The organism is Hymenobacter mucosus (assembly GCF_900188255.1).
GTDB lineage: Bacteria > Bacteroidota > Bacteroidia > Cytophagales > Hymenobacteraceae > Hymenobacter > Hymenobacter mucosus.
In genome coordinates this window covers 161,517-177,521 of the sequence record NZ_FZNS01000004.1, presented here as the reverse complement: position 1 = coordinate 177,521, position 16,005 = coordinate 161,517, and the positions used below count along the sequence as shown (strand labels likewise).

At 58.7% G+C, this 16,005-nt stretch carries 9 protein-coding genes; 5 read left to right on the top strand and 4 right to left on the bottom strand.

Translation table 11 applies throughout. The features are described 5' to 3' along the window. The first annotated feature begins 115 nt into the window (after nucleotides 1-115). The 5 genes from CHB83_RS10750 to CHB83_RS10730 all read left to right on the top strand — a co-directional run bounded on the left by CHB83_RS10750 (nucleotide 116) and on the right by CHB83_RS10730 (nucleotide 9,531). Nucleotides 116-3,256, top strand: coding sequence for a SusC/RagA family TonB-linked outer membrane protein (locus CHB83_RS10750; protein WP_089332630.1), 3,141 nt, complete (start codon nucleotides 116-118; stop codon nucleotides 3,254-3,256). A 20-nt stretch (nucleotides 3,257-3,276) separates the two neighbouring features. Next, nucleotides 3,277-4,773 carry a RagB/SusD family nutrient uptake outer membrane protein gene (locus CHB83_RS10745; protein WP_045687450.1) on the top strand — a complete coding sequence of 499 codons (1,497 nt, stop codon included), beginning with the start codon at nucleotides 3,277-3,279 and terminating at the stop codon, nucleotides 4,771-4,773. 74 nt (nucleotides 4,774-4,847) lie between these two features. Next, nucleotides 4,848-6,110, top strand: a complete 1,263-nt coding sequence (locus CHB83_RS10740; RefSeq protein ID WP_045687451.1) for a PKD domain-containing protein — start codon at nucleotides 4,848-4,850, stop codon at nucleotides 6,108-6,110. 39 nt (nucleotides 6,111-6,149) lie between these two features. Further along, complete coding sequence (locus CHB83_RS10735) at nucleotides 6,150-7,034, top strand: glycoside hydrolase family 16 protein (RefSeq protein ID WP_089332629.1); 885 nt, start codon at nucleotides 6,150-6,152, stop codon at nucleotides 7,032-7,034. A 328-nt stretch (nucleotides 7,035-7,362) separates the two neighbouring features. Further along, nucleotides 7,363-9,531 carry a S9 family peptidase gene (locus tag CHB83_RS10730; protein WP_089332628.1) on the top strand — a complete coding sequence of 723 codons (2,169 nt, stop codon included), beginning with the start codon at nucleotides 7,363-7,365 and terminating at the stop codon, nucleotides 9,529-9,531. Between the two features lie 127 nt (nucleotides 9,532-9,658). On the opposite strand, the gene CHB83_RS10725 is transcribed toward CHB83_RS10730, so the two are convergent. From CHB83_RS10725 to CHB83_RS10710, 4 genes are all read right to left on the bottom strand, one after another. Then, a complete protein-coding gene (locus CHB83_RS10725; protein ID WP_089332627.1) occupies nucleotides 9,659-10,708 on the bottom strand; it encodes an alpha/beta hydrolase in 1,050 nt (349 codons plus the stop codon). 158 nt (nucleotides 10,709-10,866) lie between these two features. Next, entirely contained in the window at nucleotides 10,867-12,330 is a 1,464-nt protein-coding gene (locus tag CHB83_RS10720) for a glycoside hydrolase family 30 protein (RefSeq protein ID WP_089332626.1), read from the bottom strand. A gap of 173 nt (nucleotides 12,331-12,503) precedes the next feature. Next, on the bottom strand, nucleotides 12,504-13,973 hold the full coding sequence (locus tag CHB83_RS10715; RefSeq protein WP_089332625.1) for a glycoside hydrolase family 30 protein: 1,470 nt from the start codon (nucleotides 13,971-13,973) through the stop codon (nucleotides 12,504-12,506). Between the two features lie 50 nt (nucleotides 13,974-14,023). Continuing rightward, nucleotides 14,024-15,985 carry a sialate O-acetylesterase gene (locus tag CHB83_RS10710; RefSeq protein WP_089332624.1) on the bottom strand — a complete coding sequence of 654 codons (1,962 nt, stop codon included), beginning with the start codon at nucleotides 15,983-15,985 and terminating at the stop codon, nucleotides 14,024-14,026. Nucleotides 15,986-16,005: the final 20 nt, after the last annotated feature.

Sequence of the window (16,005 nt, the reverse complement as noted above, 5' to 3'; positions counted from 1 at the left end):
TTGTATGCAGTGCCAGCTAGCAAGCTGAGCAACCATCCTCTTCGCTACTCTGCATGTCGCCATTTTCCCAACTAGCGGCTATTCATTATCACTCATTCCCACCATTCCCACATTCATGAACCAATACCTCTACACTCAGACCCTGTTGCGGCGGGCCTTGTGGCTAGCTGCTTGCGGTGGTCCCGTGCTGGCTGCGCCGCTTGCGGCAAATGCCTCCACTACCCCAGATGAAGGCGTTACGCGTCGTGCTGCAGTGGCCGACGTGACTATTTCGGGTCGCGTAACGCAGGAAAATGGTGACCCGCTACCGGGTGTCACAATTATTGTGAAGGGTACTACCCTTGGTACTTCTTCTAACTCCGACGGTGGCTTTACTCTTACTGCGCCTGAAGGCTCAACGCTGATCTTTAGCTACGTAGGCTTTGCCCGCAAAGAAGTGCCCATTACGGGTGCTACTTCCAACTTAAGCGTGAGCCTGATTGAGGACACGCGGGCCTTGAGCGAAGTAGTAGTAGTAGGCTACGGTACCCAGGAGAGAGGTAGCGTAACGGGTGCCGTGTCCTCGGTATCGGCGCGGGAAATTGCCTCGCAACCCGTGGCAGATGCTACTCAGGCTCTGCAAGGGCGCGCCGCCGGTGTTACAGTAACTTCCAATGGAGGTGCCCCGGGTGGTGCCGCGGGCACATCTATTCGGGTGCGCGGTATTACGTCGGCGGGCAACAACAACCCCCTCTACGTGGTGGACGGTTTCCCCCTGCCCGATGGTGGTGAAAACCAGTTGAACGCCATCAGCCCCAATGATATCGAAACTATCGATATTCTGAAGGATGCTTCGGCGACGGCTATTTACGGGGTGCGTGCTGCGAACGGGGTAGTAATTATCACTACCAAGCGCGGCAAGGCCGGTACCTCTACCATCAACCTGGACGTGTACCGGGGGGTGCAGCAGGTATGGCGCAAGCTTGACCTGCTTAATTCCCGGGAGTACGCTGTCATTAACAACGAGAACCGTATAGCTAATGGCGAGCCAATCGTAGTAGACCGTTTGCGCGATCCGCAAGCCCTGGGTGAAGGCACCGACTGGCAGGATGAAGTATTCCGCCGGGCTGCCATTCAGAACTACTCCCTCTCGGCTACGGGTGGTAGCGAAAAGGCACGCTTTGCCGTGTCGGGCAGCTACTTCCAGCAGGACGGTACCATTGTGGGGTCCAACTTTGAGCGCTTTACCATCCGGGCCAACGGCGACGTGCAGGTAAACAAGATTCTGAAGCTGGGTAACAGCATCTCGCTCACGCACCTCAGCGACCGGCAGATTACGTCCAACAGCGGTGAGTACGGTACGGTGCAGCAAACACTGCGTATCCCGGCCATTATTCCGGTGTACCGCCCCGATGGCTACTACTACGAGCCCCGTGGTCTGCAAGACAACTTCGTGGAGGAGAACCCTATTGCTGCTGCCACGCTAAACAACCAACGGTTTACGCGTAACCGTGCCCTGACTACCCTGTTTGCTGAGTTGGAGCCCGTAAAAGGCCTGCGCTTCCGTACGAACGTGGGTGCTGACTTCATCTTTGATAACTACAATGCGTTCCGACCTACGGTGCCCGAACTGCGCGTAGGCAGTGACGTGTACTCAACGCGCTACAACCTGGCAGGCTCTTCAGCTACGTCGTCGTACGCGCCGAGCTACCTCATCGAAAACACCATTACCTACGACCACCTGTTTGCCGACAAGCACCAGTTTACCTTGCTGGTAGGTCAATCGGCTCAGGAGTTCAACTACAGCAACGTGGAGGCTTACCGGACGGGCTACCTGCGCAACGACTTGCAGGTAATCAACTCGGGCCCCATTAACACCCAACTGGCCAACGCCGGTACTATCAACCCACCGTCGCGCCTGGCCAGCTATTTTGGTCGTGTCAATTACGAGTTTGCGGGTAAGTACCTATTCCAGGCGACGGCTCGCTACGACGGCTCCGGCAACTTCCCGCCCGGCGACAAGTTTGGCTTCTTCCCCGGCGTATCGGCGGGCTGGCGCATCTCGGAGGAGGATTTCTTGAAGGGCAACAGCGTCCTGAGCAACCTCAAACTGCGCGTGGGCTACGGCAAAGTGGGCAACCCCAACAACGCTGGCCGCTTCGCTTACCTGTTTGCCGTTAACTCGGGTATCCAGTATCCCTTCGGTCCCACGGGTGCCCTGCAGATTGGGGCGGCGCCTACGCGCCAGTCGAACCCTGAGCTTCGCTGGGAAACAAACAACCAGACCAACATTGGTATTGACTTAGGCTTCCTGGAAAACCGCTTCGAGGCCACCATTGACCTCTACAACCGGAACTCCCCGAACCTGATTGCTCCCGTGCCGGTATCGTTGGTGTCGGGTACGTACCAGGATGTGAACCGGAACGCTGCCTCGGCCTACAACCGCGGTATCGACTTCTCCTTCACGTCGCACAACGTGCAGGGCACGGGCCGCGCCTTAAACTGGACGACCACCCTGAATATGTCGGTCTTCAAGACGGAGTTGGAGTCACTGGGAGTAGGGCAGCCTTACAACGGCCTGGGCGCTCTGAGCGGCACCATTGTCCGCTACGACGTAGGTCAGCCCTTCGGCTCCTTCTACGGGTACGTGGCCGATGGCCTGTTCCAAACTCAGGAAGATATTGACAACCACGCTACGCAGAGTGGTGCTGCCCCTGGCGACATTCGCTTCAAGGACCTGAACAACGACGGCGCTATCAATGCCTTGGACCGCAAGTTTATCGGCAACCCTAACCCCGATTTTACCTACGGTCTGAACAACACCCTGACCTGGGGTGGCTTTGATCTGAACGTGTTTGTGCAGGGCTCGCAGGGCAATGACATCTACAACCAGAACCGCTACATTCTGGAAAGCCCGCTCTACGGCAACAGCAGTGGTAGTACCCGCGTGCTGGGCCGCTGGACTGGCCCCGGTACTAGCAACGACGTGCCCCGCGCCATTGCAGGCGACCCCAACCAGAACCTGCGGGTGAGCTCCTATTTCCTAGAAGACGGCTCCTACCTGCGCGTTAAAACCCTCACCCTAGGCTATGCCCTTCCCGCGGGCCTAACCGAGCGCATTGCTGCTAAGCAACTGCGCGTGTACGTGAGTGCCCAAAACCTATTGACGCTAACCAAATACACCGGCTACGACCCCGAAGTGGGCTCCCGCGGTGTGGACCTGGGGATATATCCTCAGCCACGAGTATTCCTGGCTGGCCTCAACATCGGTTTCTAATCCCCTAACTACTTCCCACAATGCTACCCACTAAAAAATACAAATACGTCTGCGGAGCTTGGCTACTGACTTTGGGCCTGCTTTCCAGCTGCGGCGAAGAATTCCTGGCTGAATCTCCCACTGACCAGGTAACGGATGCAAACTTCTACAAAACGGCTACTGATGCCATTCAGGCAACCAATGCCGTGTATGGCGAGCTAATTACGGCGGGCCAGTACAACGCCGCGCTATGGGGCGTAGGCGACATTTTCTCGGATCTTTCCAACACCGGCGGCGGCGGTGGCGGCGACGGTATTGAGTACCAGCAGCTTGATAACTTCAACATCCCTACCACCAATCCCGTAGTAAACCGCCTGTGGGGTAGCTGCTACGTGGGCATTGGCCGCGCCAACATTGTGTTGCAGAAGGTGCCCGCCATGAGCATTGACCCCGCCCTGCAAAAGCGCTGCCTCGGCGAAGCTCAGTTCTTGCGCGCCAAGTACTACTTTGACCTGGTGCGCGCCTACGGTGATGTGCCCCTACTGACTACTCCACCTGCAACGCTAGCGGAAGTAAACGTGCCGCGCACGCCCGCCGCCCAGGTATACGCCCAAATTGAAAAGGACCTGACCGATGCCATCGGCAACCTGCCTCCGTCCTACAGCGGCGACGACATTGGGCGGGCCACGAAATGGGCTGCTACCGGCCTGCTGGCCAAGGTGTACCTCACCGAGAACAAAATGACGGAAGCGGGCCAGCGCGCCCGAGAAGTAATTTCGGGTAGCGGCAAAGCCCTGTGGGACAACTATGCCGACAACTTCAAGGTAGCCAACGAGAACGGCAAGGAGTCGTTGTTTGAAGCCCAGTTCATTTCGGGACGTAACCAGTACACCCAGGATGGTCCCGGCTTTAGTGGCAACGAGTTCTTTGGCCCTCGCGGCCAGGGTATTGTGCCCCAGGGCGGCTATGGCTTTAACATTCCCGAGCCCGACTTTGTGGCGGGCTACGAAGCCGGCGACTTGCGCCGCGACGCCACCATCTGGAAACCCGGCGACGTGTATCCTGACGGCCGCACCCAGCCCGCTTCGCTGCCTGGCTCACCGAACGGCTACGGCGTAAAGAAGTGGTTTGTGGGCAAAGCGAACACCAACATCTGGGATTCTGAGCTGAATATTCCGGTGCTGCGCCTAGCCGAGATGTACCTGATTCAGGCTGAAGCAGAAGGCCCCACGGCTACCGGCCTGGAAGCCATTAACAAGGTGCGACGCCGCGCGTTTGGCCTGCCCATCAATACGGCTAGCGCCAAGGACATTGCTGCCGGTATTAGTGCGGCTGCTTTCAAAACGGCCGTTATCCGGGAGCGGAAGTATGAGTTGGCATTTGAGATGGACCGCTGGTTTGATATGAAGCGTACAGGCACGCTGCTGACTTCGCCTCAGCTGATTGCCAAGGGTATCAAGCCCTTCAACGTAGTGCTGCCCATTCCGCAGACGGAGCGCGATTTGAACCCCAACTTGGCGCAAAACCCCGGCTACTAATTGTTTGCCCGCCCGAAGATGCACTCCGGGCGGGCCTACTAGCCTCCCATCTCCTTATTGCCCCCTGAATTCCCATGAAAAATTCTATACTACGCCTAGCTGTATTAGGCTTATTATCAGCCCCGCTGCTGTTCTCTTCCTGTAAGATAGAAGACGACTACGAGCTGGAAGGCTCCGTGCCCCAGTCTAGCTTCACCTTTCAGGCCAATACCACGGAGTTTCCCACGGTAGTTACCTTCACCAGCACCAGCCAAGACGGGTTTCTGTACCAGTGGAACTTCGGCGACAACTCTCGTGCCTCCGGCAACACCGTGCAGCACACCTACACCCGGCCCGGCTCTTACCAAGTAGAGCTGATCACGGCCGGTAAAGGCGGTACTAGCTTCTCAGCTAAGCAAACGGTAGTAGTAGCTGATGCCTGCAACAATGCTGCCTTCAGCAAATTGGTAGATTGCGCCGGCAGCGGCACGCGCGTGTGGTCCTTCCTGGATGCGCCCGGCTCTATCGTGCGCGAGTCGGCTACTGGGGCCGTACTTTCTAGCTCTACTACCTTGCCTGCTTGCCAACTCGACGACCAGTTTTCGTTTAGCAACGGCTTCACGCTCAACTACGAAAGTGGAGGCCAAACCTACCAGAATGGCGCCTGTGGTACCTCGCGCGTGAACTCCGGCGACTTTATCTTCCGGCCCAACGGTAGCGGCAATCCGCAAATTGTGTTGAAAGGGAAGGGCGCTTTCATTGGCCTGCCCGATTCCGTATCAAACAAGACCTACGACATCCTGGAAGCCACCGACACGCGTCTGCGGTTGCGTGGCACTAACCCCGACGGCACCCGTACGGTAATAACGCTTGCTCCCTTCGATGCTACGGCGCCCATCAAGCTGCTACTAACCGGTGGCTCCTCCAAAACCTGGATGTTGGACAACACCGCCGATGCTCCCATTACGGTAGGTACTGAGGCTTCGCCTTCTACCTATTTCGCAGGAGTAAAGCCTGGCGAACTACCCGGCTGCCAGTCCGATGATGAGTTCACGTTCAGCATGGCCAACCTGTTTACTTATGATGCTAAGGCGGAAACGTTCTTTGCTGATAAGACTAACTATACCTGCCAAGCGCCTTTGTCGGGCACTTCGCCCTTCGTGTTTGGTCCGGCTGCGGGGGCTGGCTTAGCACAGTTTACTCTCACGCGCGCTGGTGCCTTCATTGGCGCCGTAGATGCATCCGTGACGGAACGGGTTTACCGCATTCTTTCCATCGACGAGAAGAAAATGACTATCCGGGCGGGTAGCGGCCAAGCCGGTGGAACGGTATTCACCATTAAGATGGTTGCCAAATAGGTGAGCATACGCTCACTTTCTCGCTCTTATTTTTGCTTCATGACTATTCAATCCTCCTTCGGGTGGCGGAAACTTCGGTTTGGGGTCGGCTTTATGCTGACCCTGAGCTTGATGTCCTGCACTGAAAAGAAAACCAAGGACGTTCCGGCTCCCGCGCCACCAACTCCCACTACGCCAGCGGTAAATGAAGAGGCGCGCGACTACAATCAGTACACGGAACTCAAGTGGAGCGACGAGTTTGACACAGGCAGCCTCGACCAAAGCAAGTGGGTGTATGAGCAAGGTGGTGGTGGCTGGGGCAACAATGAGTTGCAGAACTATACCAACTCCACCGATAACACTTTTTTGAGCGGCGGCAACCTCGTTATCCAAGCCCGTCAGCAGCAGTCGGGGAATAATGCCTACACCTCAGCGCGCCTCATTACCAAAGGCAAGCAAAGCTTTCAGTTTGGCCGCATTGATGTGCGCGCCAAAGTGCCCAAAGGCAAAGGGGTATGGCCCGCTATCTGGATGCTGGGCGACAATATCGACCAGAATAACTGGCCCATGTGTGGTGAAATTGATATCCTGGAACTGCGCGGCAGCCGGCCCATGGAACTGCTCTCCACCATGCACTTTGGCAACAGCGTAGCCGACCACCGCTTCAAGGGCACTACCCAAACGCTGGCCATCGACCTCTCCGAGGACTTTCATACCTACAGCGTAGTGCGAAGCAAGGACCTGCTGCGGTTCTATTTAGATGGGGCCGCTACCCCGTACTACACCTTCACTAGCTCCGATGCTAGTCCTTTTCCGTTCAACAACCCGTTCTTCCTAATTCTGAACGTGGCCGTGGGCGGCAACTTTGACGGTAACCCCGACGGAACGGCGGTGTTTCCGAAGCAAATGCAAGTAGACTACGTGCGCTACTACCAGTATAAATAAGCGACTCGCGGCGGGTGCTTGCGCATTTCGGTGGGACTTTTGGGGATTAGCCCCACCGGACCGGGCGGCAACTGCACCTGGTTGACAACAACCGGGTGCAGTTGCCTTCGAAGGGCACTACTGCGGATGCCCAGCCAAGCAACTTATTCGGGTAGCTATTTCTGGGCCGGCACTACACTAGTCCGGTTCATTGGAGGGTCGGTTTGCCTGTTAGGGGGGCAGGCCGGCCCTTTGCGCGTTCACGGGGCTTGGGCCCAATTTGGTATGCAAAATGCCGCAAGGTCCCGGCGAAAACGCTAATTTCAGGCCCTAAATCTCATTTGTTCGCATGATACAACACGCAGTACGCCATGTGGGCGTAGCAGCAGGGCTTTTGCTGTGCTCGGCCACTCTCACGCTGGCGCAGGGCAATGCTACCCAGTGGACCAAGGACGGCAACGGCTACGTGCGCGTCCAGCAAGACGAAATCGTTCAGCTCGATGCGCGCGACGCTAGTAAGTCGCTCACCCTCATCAGCAAGCAGCAGCTCACACCCCAGGGACAGAGCGCCCCGCTGAAAGTGCGCCGCTTCACCTTCTCCGACGATGGCCGTCAGGTGCTGCTCAATACCAACACCAAGAAAGTGTGGCGCTACGACACCCGCGGCGACTACTGGGTATACAACCTGGCCAGCAAGCAGCTCACCCAGCTAGGTAAGGGCCGCCCAGAGTCGTCGCTGATGTTTGCCAAATTCTCGCCCGATGGTAGCAAGGTGGCCTACGTGAGCGAGCATAACCTTTACGTAGAAAACCTAGCCGATAACCGCATCACCGCCCTCACTACCGACGGCACAGACCGCCTCATCAACGGCACCTTCGACTGGGTGTATGAGGAAGAGCTGGACTGCCGCGACGGGTTTCGCTGGGCCCCCGACGGGCAGAGCATTGCCTATTGGCAGCTAGACGCTACCAAGACGCGCAACTACCTCATGATGAACACCACGGATGCACTGTATCCGTTTACCATTCCGGTAGAGTACCCCGTAGTGGGCGAGGACCCCAGCCGCTGCCGCGTGGGCGTGGTACCCGTAGCGGGCGGGGAAACCCGCTGGATGAACGTGCCCGGCGACGCCGTGCAGCACTACATTCCGCGCATGGAGTGGGCCGGCAACGGCGAACTGATTCTGCAGCAACTCAACCGCCGCCAGAACGAGAGCAAGCTTATGCTCTGTACTACCGCTACCGGTGCCGTAAAGCCTATCTATACCGACACCGACAAGGCCTGGGTGGATGCCAAGGCGGAAGCCGTGGGCTGGAACTGGATAGAGGGGGGAAAGAGCTTTGTGTGGAGCAGCGAGAAAGACGGCTGGCGCCACCTCTATACCATTGACCGCAAAGGCAAGGAGAAGCTTCTTACCAAGGGCAACTTCGACGTTATCAGTCTGGAGTCTATTAACGAGAAGGAGGGAACCATCTACTTCATGGCTTCCCCCACCAATGCTACTCAAACTTACCTGTACAAAGTGGCCCTGAAAGGCGGCTCGGCCCAGCGCGTGACGCCCCAAAACCTGCCGGGCTCACACAGCTATGAGATTTCACCCAACGGCAAGCTGGCCCTCCACACGTACTCCAGCAGCACGGTGTACCCCGTGTCGGACGTGGTGGCCCTGCCGAATCATCAGCGCCTGAGCGGGGGCGAAACGCCCGCGCAGGCCAAGAACCTGAAGCTACCCACGCCTGAGTTCTTCCAGGTGAAAACCGTAGATGGTGTGACCTTAGACGGCTGGATGGTGAAGCCTGCCAACTTCGACCCCAACAAGAAATACCCCATCGTATTCTACGTGTACGGGGAGCCCGCCAGCCAAACCGTCACGGACCGCTTCGGCACCGGCTCCAACCGCCTCTACCAGGGTAGCATGGCCGAAGATGGCTACATCTACGCCTCCCTGGAAAACCGCGGTGCCCCGGCTCCGCGCGGGCGTGAGTTCCGCAAGGCCATCTACCACAACATTGGCAGCCTCAACATCCGTGACCAAGCCATGGGTGCTAAAGAAGTGCTGAAAAACAGCTTCGTAGACACCAGCCGCGTGGCCGTGTGGGGCTGGAGCGGTGGTGGCTCCTCTACGCTCAACCTGCTGTTTCAGTACCCGCAGATCTACAAAACCGGTATCTCAATTGCGGCCGTTGATAACCAGCTCAACTACGACAACATCTACCAGGAGCGCTACATGGGCTTGGTGCCCGAGGATAAGCACTATTTCGTAGACAACTCACCCTTGGCGCACGCCAAAAATCTGCGAGGCAACCTGCTGCTCATTCATGGTACCGGCGACGACAACGTGCACTACAACAATGCCGAACAGATGATTAACGAGCTGGTACGCAATAATAAAGTGTTCCAGCTGATGTCCTACCCCAACCGCTCGCACAGCATTTCCGAAGGCGAGGGTACCAGCCGCCACCTGGCTGCTACCTTCACCAAATTCCTGAAGGAAAACTGCCCGCCCGGCGGCCGGTAGGGCCTACGGACTAGTTGACAATGAAGGTGCCATAACCGCTTGACAACTGACAACCACAAAACACGAGGCCCTGGGAGCGACAACGTTGTTGCTCCCGGGGCCTCGTGTTTTACACCTAGGACTGTGGCTAGAACTGTAGATGCTGGTTGAAGAACGGCAGTAGTTTCTGGTAAATCCGGCCGTCGCGGCCCATGATGCGGCTGCCGTGGTTGCCCTCGTAGCTCTCGGCCGAATGTGGAATGCCGTAGGCGGAAAGCTGCACATCGAGCATGCGGCAGGCCGCTGGGATATGGCGGAACTGGTCCTGTTCGCCCCAGTCGAAGGCCAAGCCGCGCAGTAGGCGCAGGCTGGCTAAGTGCGTGGGCAACAGGGCCAGGGGCGAGGCTGCACCCCATTGCGCCAGCACAGCGTCGCGGCGAGCCAGGCTATCGGGACCAAAAAAGCGAGGCAGGGCCGCGCCGAAAGCACCCTTGCCCGGGGCAGGTGAAAAAGCGCGGGCTGTAGCCACGATGCGGATAGCGTTGAAATCGTTTTTGAGGGCGGCACGGGAGGTAGCGCGGCTTGCCAAGTCGCTGGTTCGGGCGGCCATCCATTCGGGATGAGGCGCTACAAACCCAGGACTCAGAGCGTAGGCAGCGGCATAGGCGCCCGGGTACTCCATCGCCAACCGCAAGGTGCCATTGCCGCCCATGGAGTGGCCGGCCAGCCCACGGCTGCTGGGCCGGGCCAGGGTACGGAAGTTCTTATCCACAAAGCTCACCAACTCTTTGGCGGTGAAGTCGGCCCAGGGGCCATTGGTAGCAGAGTTGGTGTAGAAGCTGCCCTGGAACAAAGTTTGCTCGTTGGGTGCCACCACAATCAGGGGGCGGATTTGGCCCTCGGCAATAGCTTGGTCCAAGAGGGTGCCGAGGCCGTCGGCGTGGAACAGCAGACTGTCGCTCCAACTGAAGCCATGGAGATAGTACAGCACTGGGTAGCGCTGGCCGGCGTTGGCATCGTAGCCGGCCGGCAGGTACACGCTCACCCGGCGCCGTGGGTTCTCACCGCCGAGGTTGTCGCGCAGCAGTTTCGAGTCAAGGTACGTGACTACCACGCGCCCGCTGGCAGGTGCCTGGGCCGTGGCCGGCAGGCGCCACAGCAGCGCTAGTACGAGCAGTAGAGAAGCTAGAATACGCATCGAGAAGCAAGGTTATGTGTTCGGTCGGGCCGCCAAAAACAACGTCATGCTACGCTTGTTGAAGTACGCTTCGTTCTCGGAAAAAATGAGAGAGGGAAGCATATTTCAACAGGTGCAGCATGACGGTTATTTAATCGTTGGCTAACGAAGGAAACGGCTTAGTTTACTACCATTGTCATGATAGAGTGGGGGCGGCTCGTGGTTTGGGCGGCTTGGCCTTTCATCCAGAGCTGAAAGGGCTGCTCTTTATCGGTTTGGTTCATGACTACCACGGCTACTTTGCCGTCCGTGTTGAGGAAGGCGGTGGTTTGCAGTACGTCGCGGCTGGAGGCCGTGGCAATGCGCTTGGCGCCGGGGCGCACAAACTTCGAGAAGTGGCCGATATAGTAATAGATGTTGGTGTAGATGAGCTTGCCACTGCGGGTATCACCAATGACGGGGGCGTAGCAGAAGTTGCCGACGTGGTTGGGGCCGCCGGTTTCGTCCAGCAGAATGTTCCAATCCGTCCAGGCCACGGTGCCCGCATTAAAGTCACTGATGAGGGAGTTTCCGTACCGCTCGCCCAGCTTCCAATCCCCTATGTTATCAAACTTGAAGTTCTCCACGCAGCCTTCCGTGAACACCAGGTTTTTGCCGGGGTAGGTTTCGTGCACGCGGCGCAGGTTGTCGAACTGCATGCCGCTGCCAGTCCAGGTTTCGTACCAGTGGTAGCCCAGGCCCCAAAAGTACTGGCTAGCCTCGGGGTCATCGAAGAGAGTGGCGGCGCGCTGAAACATCAGGTCGCGGTTGTGGTCCCAGCCAATCAGCTTTTTGTCGCTGAGGCCCCCTTTTTTGAGGGTGGGCCCGAGGTAGCCCTTCACAAAGTCGCGCTCCTCTTCGGCAGTGAAAATGCAGGACTCCCACTTTTGCTTGGCCATAGGCTCATTCTGCACCGTGAGGCCCCAGATGGGGATGCCGGCCTTCTCGTAGGCATTGATAAATTTCACGTAGTAGTTGGCCCAGCTCTGGCGGAACTCGGGCAGCAGCTTGCCGCCCTGCAGCATGTTTTTGGTGTCCTTCATCCAGGCCGGGGGGCTCCAGGGGCTCACGTACATCGTCAGCTTGCCGCCGGCCGCCGCCGTCGCCTGCTTGATGAAGGGCATTTTATACTTCTCGTCGTGCTTAATGCTGAAGGTTTTGAGTTCCTTGTCGCCATCCGCTACGTAGGTGTAGGTGTCGGTAGAGAAGTCGCAGCTGTTGATGTTGGTGCGTCCCAGGGTGTAGCCAATACCGGCGGTAGGACTAAAGTAAGCCTGCATAAACTCCTGCTGCTGGGCCTTGGGCAGCTTGGCAAAGGTTTCGGCCGAGGCATCGGTGAGGGCGCCGCCAATACCCACAATGGTTTGGAAGGTGTGCGTGGGGTCTACAAACACCGTAGGCTGGGTTTCTAAAGGCTGGCCCACTTCTTTGAAACTCAGCTTGTCGGTGGCGGCAAGGCGTAGCTGGGAGTTGTCGGCGGTGGTGTACACCTGCACTTGCTTGCCCGTGGCCGAGTACGCTTTGGCAGCCGTAGTGGCTTTCTGGGCGGAAACCGGGGTGCTAACACAAGAGGCCACCAGCGCGGCAATAAAGGTTTTTTGCATGCTATTCAGTTGTTGAGTATTCAGAAGGGGATGCAGGAAGCCAGTAGCCCCGCTGTAGGCGCAAGGGCAGGGGCTAGCTGGTAGGGCTGTAGGTGCAGCGCAGTAGGAGGTACAAAGTGGATGAGCCTATGCCTACTTCCTGCCACAAGCAAGGTCAAGGAGAGGCAGAGTAGCTACCACACGTAGGTGCCCGTGGAGCCCCCGGCCAGCGTGGTAGTTACAGCTTTGCCGCGGTATCCAATGTCGAACGTTTGGGAGGCCGCGCCAGTATTGAGCACGATGAGTACTTTTTTGCCGTCAGGGTTCTTAAAGGCTACGTTTTGCAAGCTGCCAGGCACGTTGGTGGCAATGCGCACCGAGCCGGGCCGCACAAACTTGGCCGCGTGGGCTACCGTGTAGTAAGCAACGTTGCGCGTCACCGTATTGCCATTGATGGTCACGGCGCCCAGGCAGGTAGAGCATCCACCGGGCGTGTGAGGCCCAAAATTATGGTCGGAGGCTAGGTTCCACTCCAGTACATTTTTGCTCCAGTTGCGCGTCGCGCCAATGATGAGGTTGTTCACGTGCCAGCCAAAGTCGCCAGCGAAATTGTTGCTGCGGCCATCTACCCACTGCTCCGTGAAGTACACGTTCTTACTCGGGAAGGCATTGCGCACCTGGCTCATGGTAGAGATGGTGCCGTCGTAGAGGTGGAAAGCCGAACCATCCACGTACTGGCTAGCCTCGGGGTCGCGCAGGATCGTAAGCGGGTATTCGGGATGGTCGAGGTTATGGTCGTAGAGGATGATTTTGGTGGCTAGCCCGGCGGTGCGGAAAGCAGGCCCCACAAAGTCGCGGATGAAGGTCGCCTGTTCGGCAGCCGTCATTACCATGCTGGGCTCGTTACCACCGTGCAGAGGCTCATTTTGCAGGGTCACCGCATCCAATTGGATGCCCTCGGCTTGCATGGCCTGCAGGTATTTCACGAAATATTGGGCGTACACTGGGTAATATTCCGCCTTCAGAGAGCCCCCAATGTAGCTGTTGTTGGTTTTCATCCAGGTAGGCGCCGTCCAGGGGGAGCCCAGGATTTTGATGTTGGGATTGATAGCCAAGATTTCCTTGAGCACCGGAATCAGGTTGACGCGGTCCGGGGCAATGCTAAACTGCGCCAGGGTCGGGTCGGGCTGTGCGGCATCGTCGTAGGTAAACACTCTGGCGTCCAAGTCGGAGGCGCCGATGCTGACGCGTAGGTAGCTGGTGCCAATGTTGCTTCCGTCGGTAGCGAATAACTCTTTGAGCAAGGCTGCCCGCGTCGGCGCACTCATCTGATTGAGCAGCTGGGCGCTACCACCCGTGAGGGTGTAACCAAAGCCATCAATAGTCTGATAGGTTTGGGTAGTGTCTACGGCAATAGTTGGGTTCTGACCCGCCGCGGAGCCAAAATTGAGGGCCTGCGGAGACTTGAAGAAGCGCGTCGATGCGTCGGAGGGAGCCGTGAGCCACAGCGCCATTTGGGAGGCCGCAGTAGGCCCTGGGGTTGGGGGTAAGGGAGGGGTAGGAGTGGGGTCGGAGCCACCGTCGCTGCCCCCGCACCCTACCAGTAGGCTGCTGCCCAGCAGCGTGCTCAGGATTGCACGGGAAAGATTACCAGAGAATTTCATAGTATGGGGAAGGATAAAGCAGCGGAACGAGAAGGGTAGAAGCCGGGGAGCTAGCGCGGCCAGATATCGGAGCGGAAGGGCGAAGCAGGAAGGCCCTCTTGGTTGTAGAGGGTAGCGGGGCGGTTGTTGCCCCAGGCGTAGCGCACGGCCACCGGGTTTGGTACCCCATCGGCCTGCAGAACAATGGTAGTGCCGCTTACCTCCGCCCGGGCCCACACAAAGTGCCGGTCGGGGCCGGCCACGGCAAAGGAGGGCGTAGCGCCCGGTTTCAGCACCAGCCCGCGGCCTGTATTGCCGAAGGTGAGGGTAAGGCGGTTGCCGGTAGTAGTAAGCTTTTCGAAAGTAGGCCCCGAGGCTACGACGGCGGTTTCGCCATAAGCCACCCGGCGGGCAACCAGGGCTAGGCGGTGCCCCACATCCAGCTTATTACGCGGGTGGATGTCGTCGGCATTGCCCAGGTCGAGGGCTACGGCCATGCCGGTTTTCGGAACGGAGAGGCTAGTGAAGCGTTGCGCCTCACGGAGCTCCGCCCAGGCGGTAGTAGCCGGCTGAGCCTCGTCGTACATGTAGCCCGCCAGTTGCACAAACAGGAACGGCAGGGGGCCCTGCTGCCAACGTGCGCGCCAGTCCTGTATTAGGGCGGGAAACAAGGTGCGGTACTGCGTAGCACGGTCGGCGTTGCTTTCCCCCTGGTACCAAAGCACGCCTTTCAAGGCAAAAGGAATGAGGGGCGCAATCATGCCATTGAACAATGCTGTAGGCGTGTTCTGCACCCCGCCAGGATATGGAGCCCGCGGCCGGGCGGCCGGGTCGAAAGCCGGCCGGTAGTACCACGCTCCCGCCAGCGGCACCGCTTGGCCCGCCACCATAGCCGACATATCTGCTGCCTTGCCCCAGATGCCGCCACCACCGCCGTTGTCCGTCACGCGCACTGCCACTACGTTGCGGCCGGCCCGCACCAGGCTGGCGGGCACGGTATAGCGGCGCAGCTTGTCGTAGCCCCGGGTACCTCCCACGACTACGCCGTTGAAGAACGTACTGTCCTGGTCGTCTACCTGCCCGAGGCTAAGCGTGAGGGGCTGGTTGGCGGCCGTAGGAGGAAGCATAATCTCGCGCCGGAGCCACACGATACCGTCAAAGTCACGCAGCTCGGGCGTTTGGCCTTCCCACAAGCCGGGCAGCTGCATAGTGCTCCAAGTAGCCGTGGAGGTGGCCGCGTCGGCCCAGGTAGGTTGGCCCGGCAGCAAGCCATGGTCTTGGCCAGCGGGGCTCTGCTGCCACTCCCGCAGGCGGGTGGCATAGGCCGCTTCCTGATCGGCAAATGAGCTGGTTTGGGCGCTGAGCAATGCTAGAGGAGCCCGAAAGTCGGGTAGCTGGCGCAGGGCTTCGGCGCTGGTCCAGGCTTCGGCCACGGTGCCGCCCCATTCCGCCGCAATCAGCCCTACCGGCACCTTGTATTGCTGCTGCACATCGCGCCCGAAGAAGTAGGCCACGGCGGAAAAGCCTGCTGCCGACTGGGGCGTACACACTTGCCACTCGCCCCCGGCTAGCTCTGCCTGGGGAAGGTGTTCAGCCCGGTTGGGCACTGCAAATAAACGGAGGGTAGGGTAGCTAGCGGCGGCCGTTTCTTCGGGGCCGCGGGCGGCATCGCGCAAGGGCCACTCCATGTTCGACTGGCCTGAGGCTAGCCACACGTCGCCCACTAGCACATCGGTTAGCCGAATCGTATTGGTGCCCTGCACTTCCAGCACAAAAGGGCCGCCGGCCTGCTGCGCCGGTAAGGAGAGCGTCCAGCGCCCGTCGGCACCCGCTTTCGTCTGAACTTTGCTCCCCCGGAACGTTATGCGCACCGCCTCGCCAGGAGCCGCCCAGCCCCACAGCGGTAGCTTCACGTTGCGCTGCAATACCATGTGCGAGCTTACCAGCCGCGGCAACCGCACCGTAGCGCGGGCCGGCGCCGCTAGCAGCGCTAAGGCTACAAACGCGGGAAGGGGTAGGGAAGAGAAGTTCATGTTAGTAGCAGGCAATACTG

Coding starts and splice junctions, on each gene's coding strand:
- CHB83_RS10710 (WP_089332624.1), bottom strand. CDS start 15,985: ATGAACTTCTCTTCCCTACCCCTTCCCGCGTTTGTAGCCTTAGCGCTG.
- CHB83_RS10740 (WP_045687451.1), top strand. CDS start 4,848: ATGAAAAATTCTATACTACGCCTAGCTGTATTAGGCTTATTATCAGCC.
- CHB83_RS10745 (WP_045687450.1), top strand. CDS start 3,277: ATGCTACCCACTAAAAAATACAAATACGTCTGCGGAGCTTGGCTACTG.
- CHB83_RS10750 (WP_089332630.1), top strand. CDS start 116: ATGAACCAATACCTCTACACTCAGACCCTGTTGCGGCGGGCCTTGTGG.
- CHB83_RS10725 (WP_089332627.1), bottom strand. CDS start 10,708: ATGCGTATTCTAGCTTCTCTACTGCTCGTACTAGCGCTGCTGTGGCGC.
- CHB83_RS10715 (WP_089332625.1), bottom strand. CDS start 13,973: ATGAAATTCTCTGGTAATCTTTCCCGTGCAATCCTGAGCACGCTGCTG.
- CHB83_RS10735 (WP_089332629.1), top strand. CDS start 6,150: ATGACTATTCAATCCTCCTTCGGGTGGCGGAAACTTCGGTTTGGGGTC.
- CHB83_RS10720 (WP_089332626.1), bottom strand. CDS start 12,330: ATGCAAAAAACCTTTATTGCCGCGCTGGTGGCCTCTTGTGTTAGCACC.
- CHB83_RS10730 (WP_089332628.1), top strand. CDS start 7,363: ATGATACAACACGCAGTACGCCATGTGGGCGTAGCAGCAGGGCTTTTG.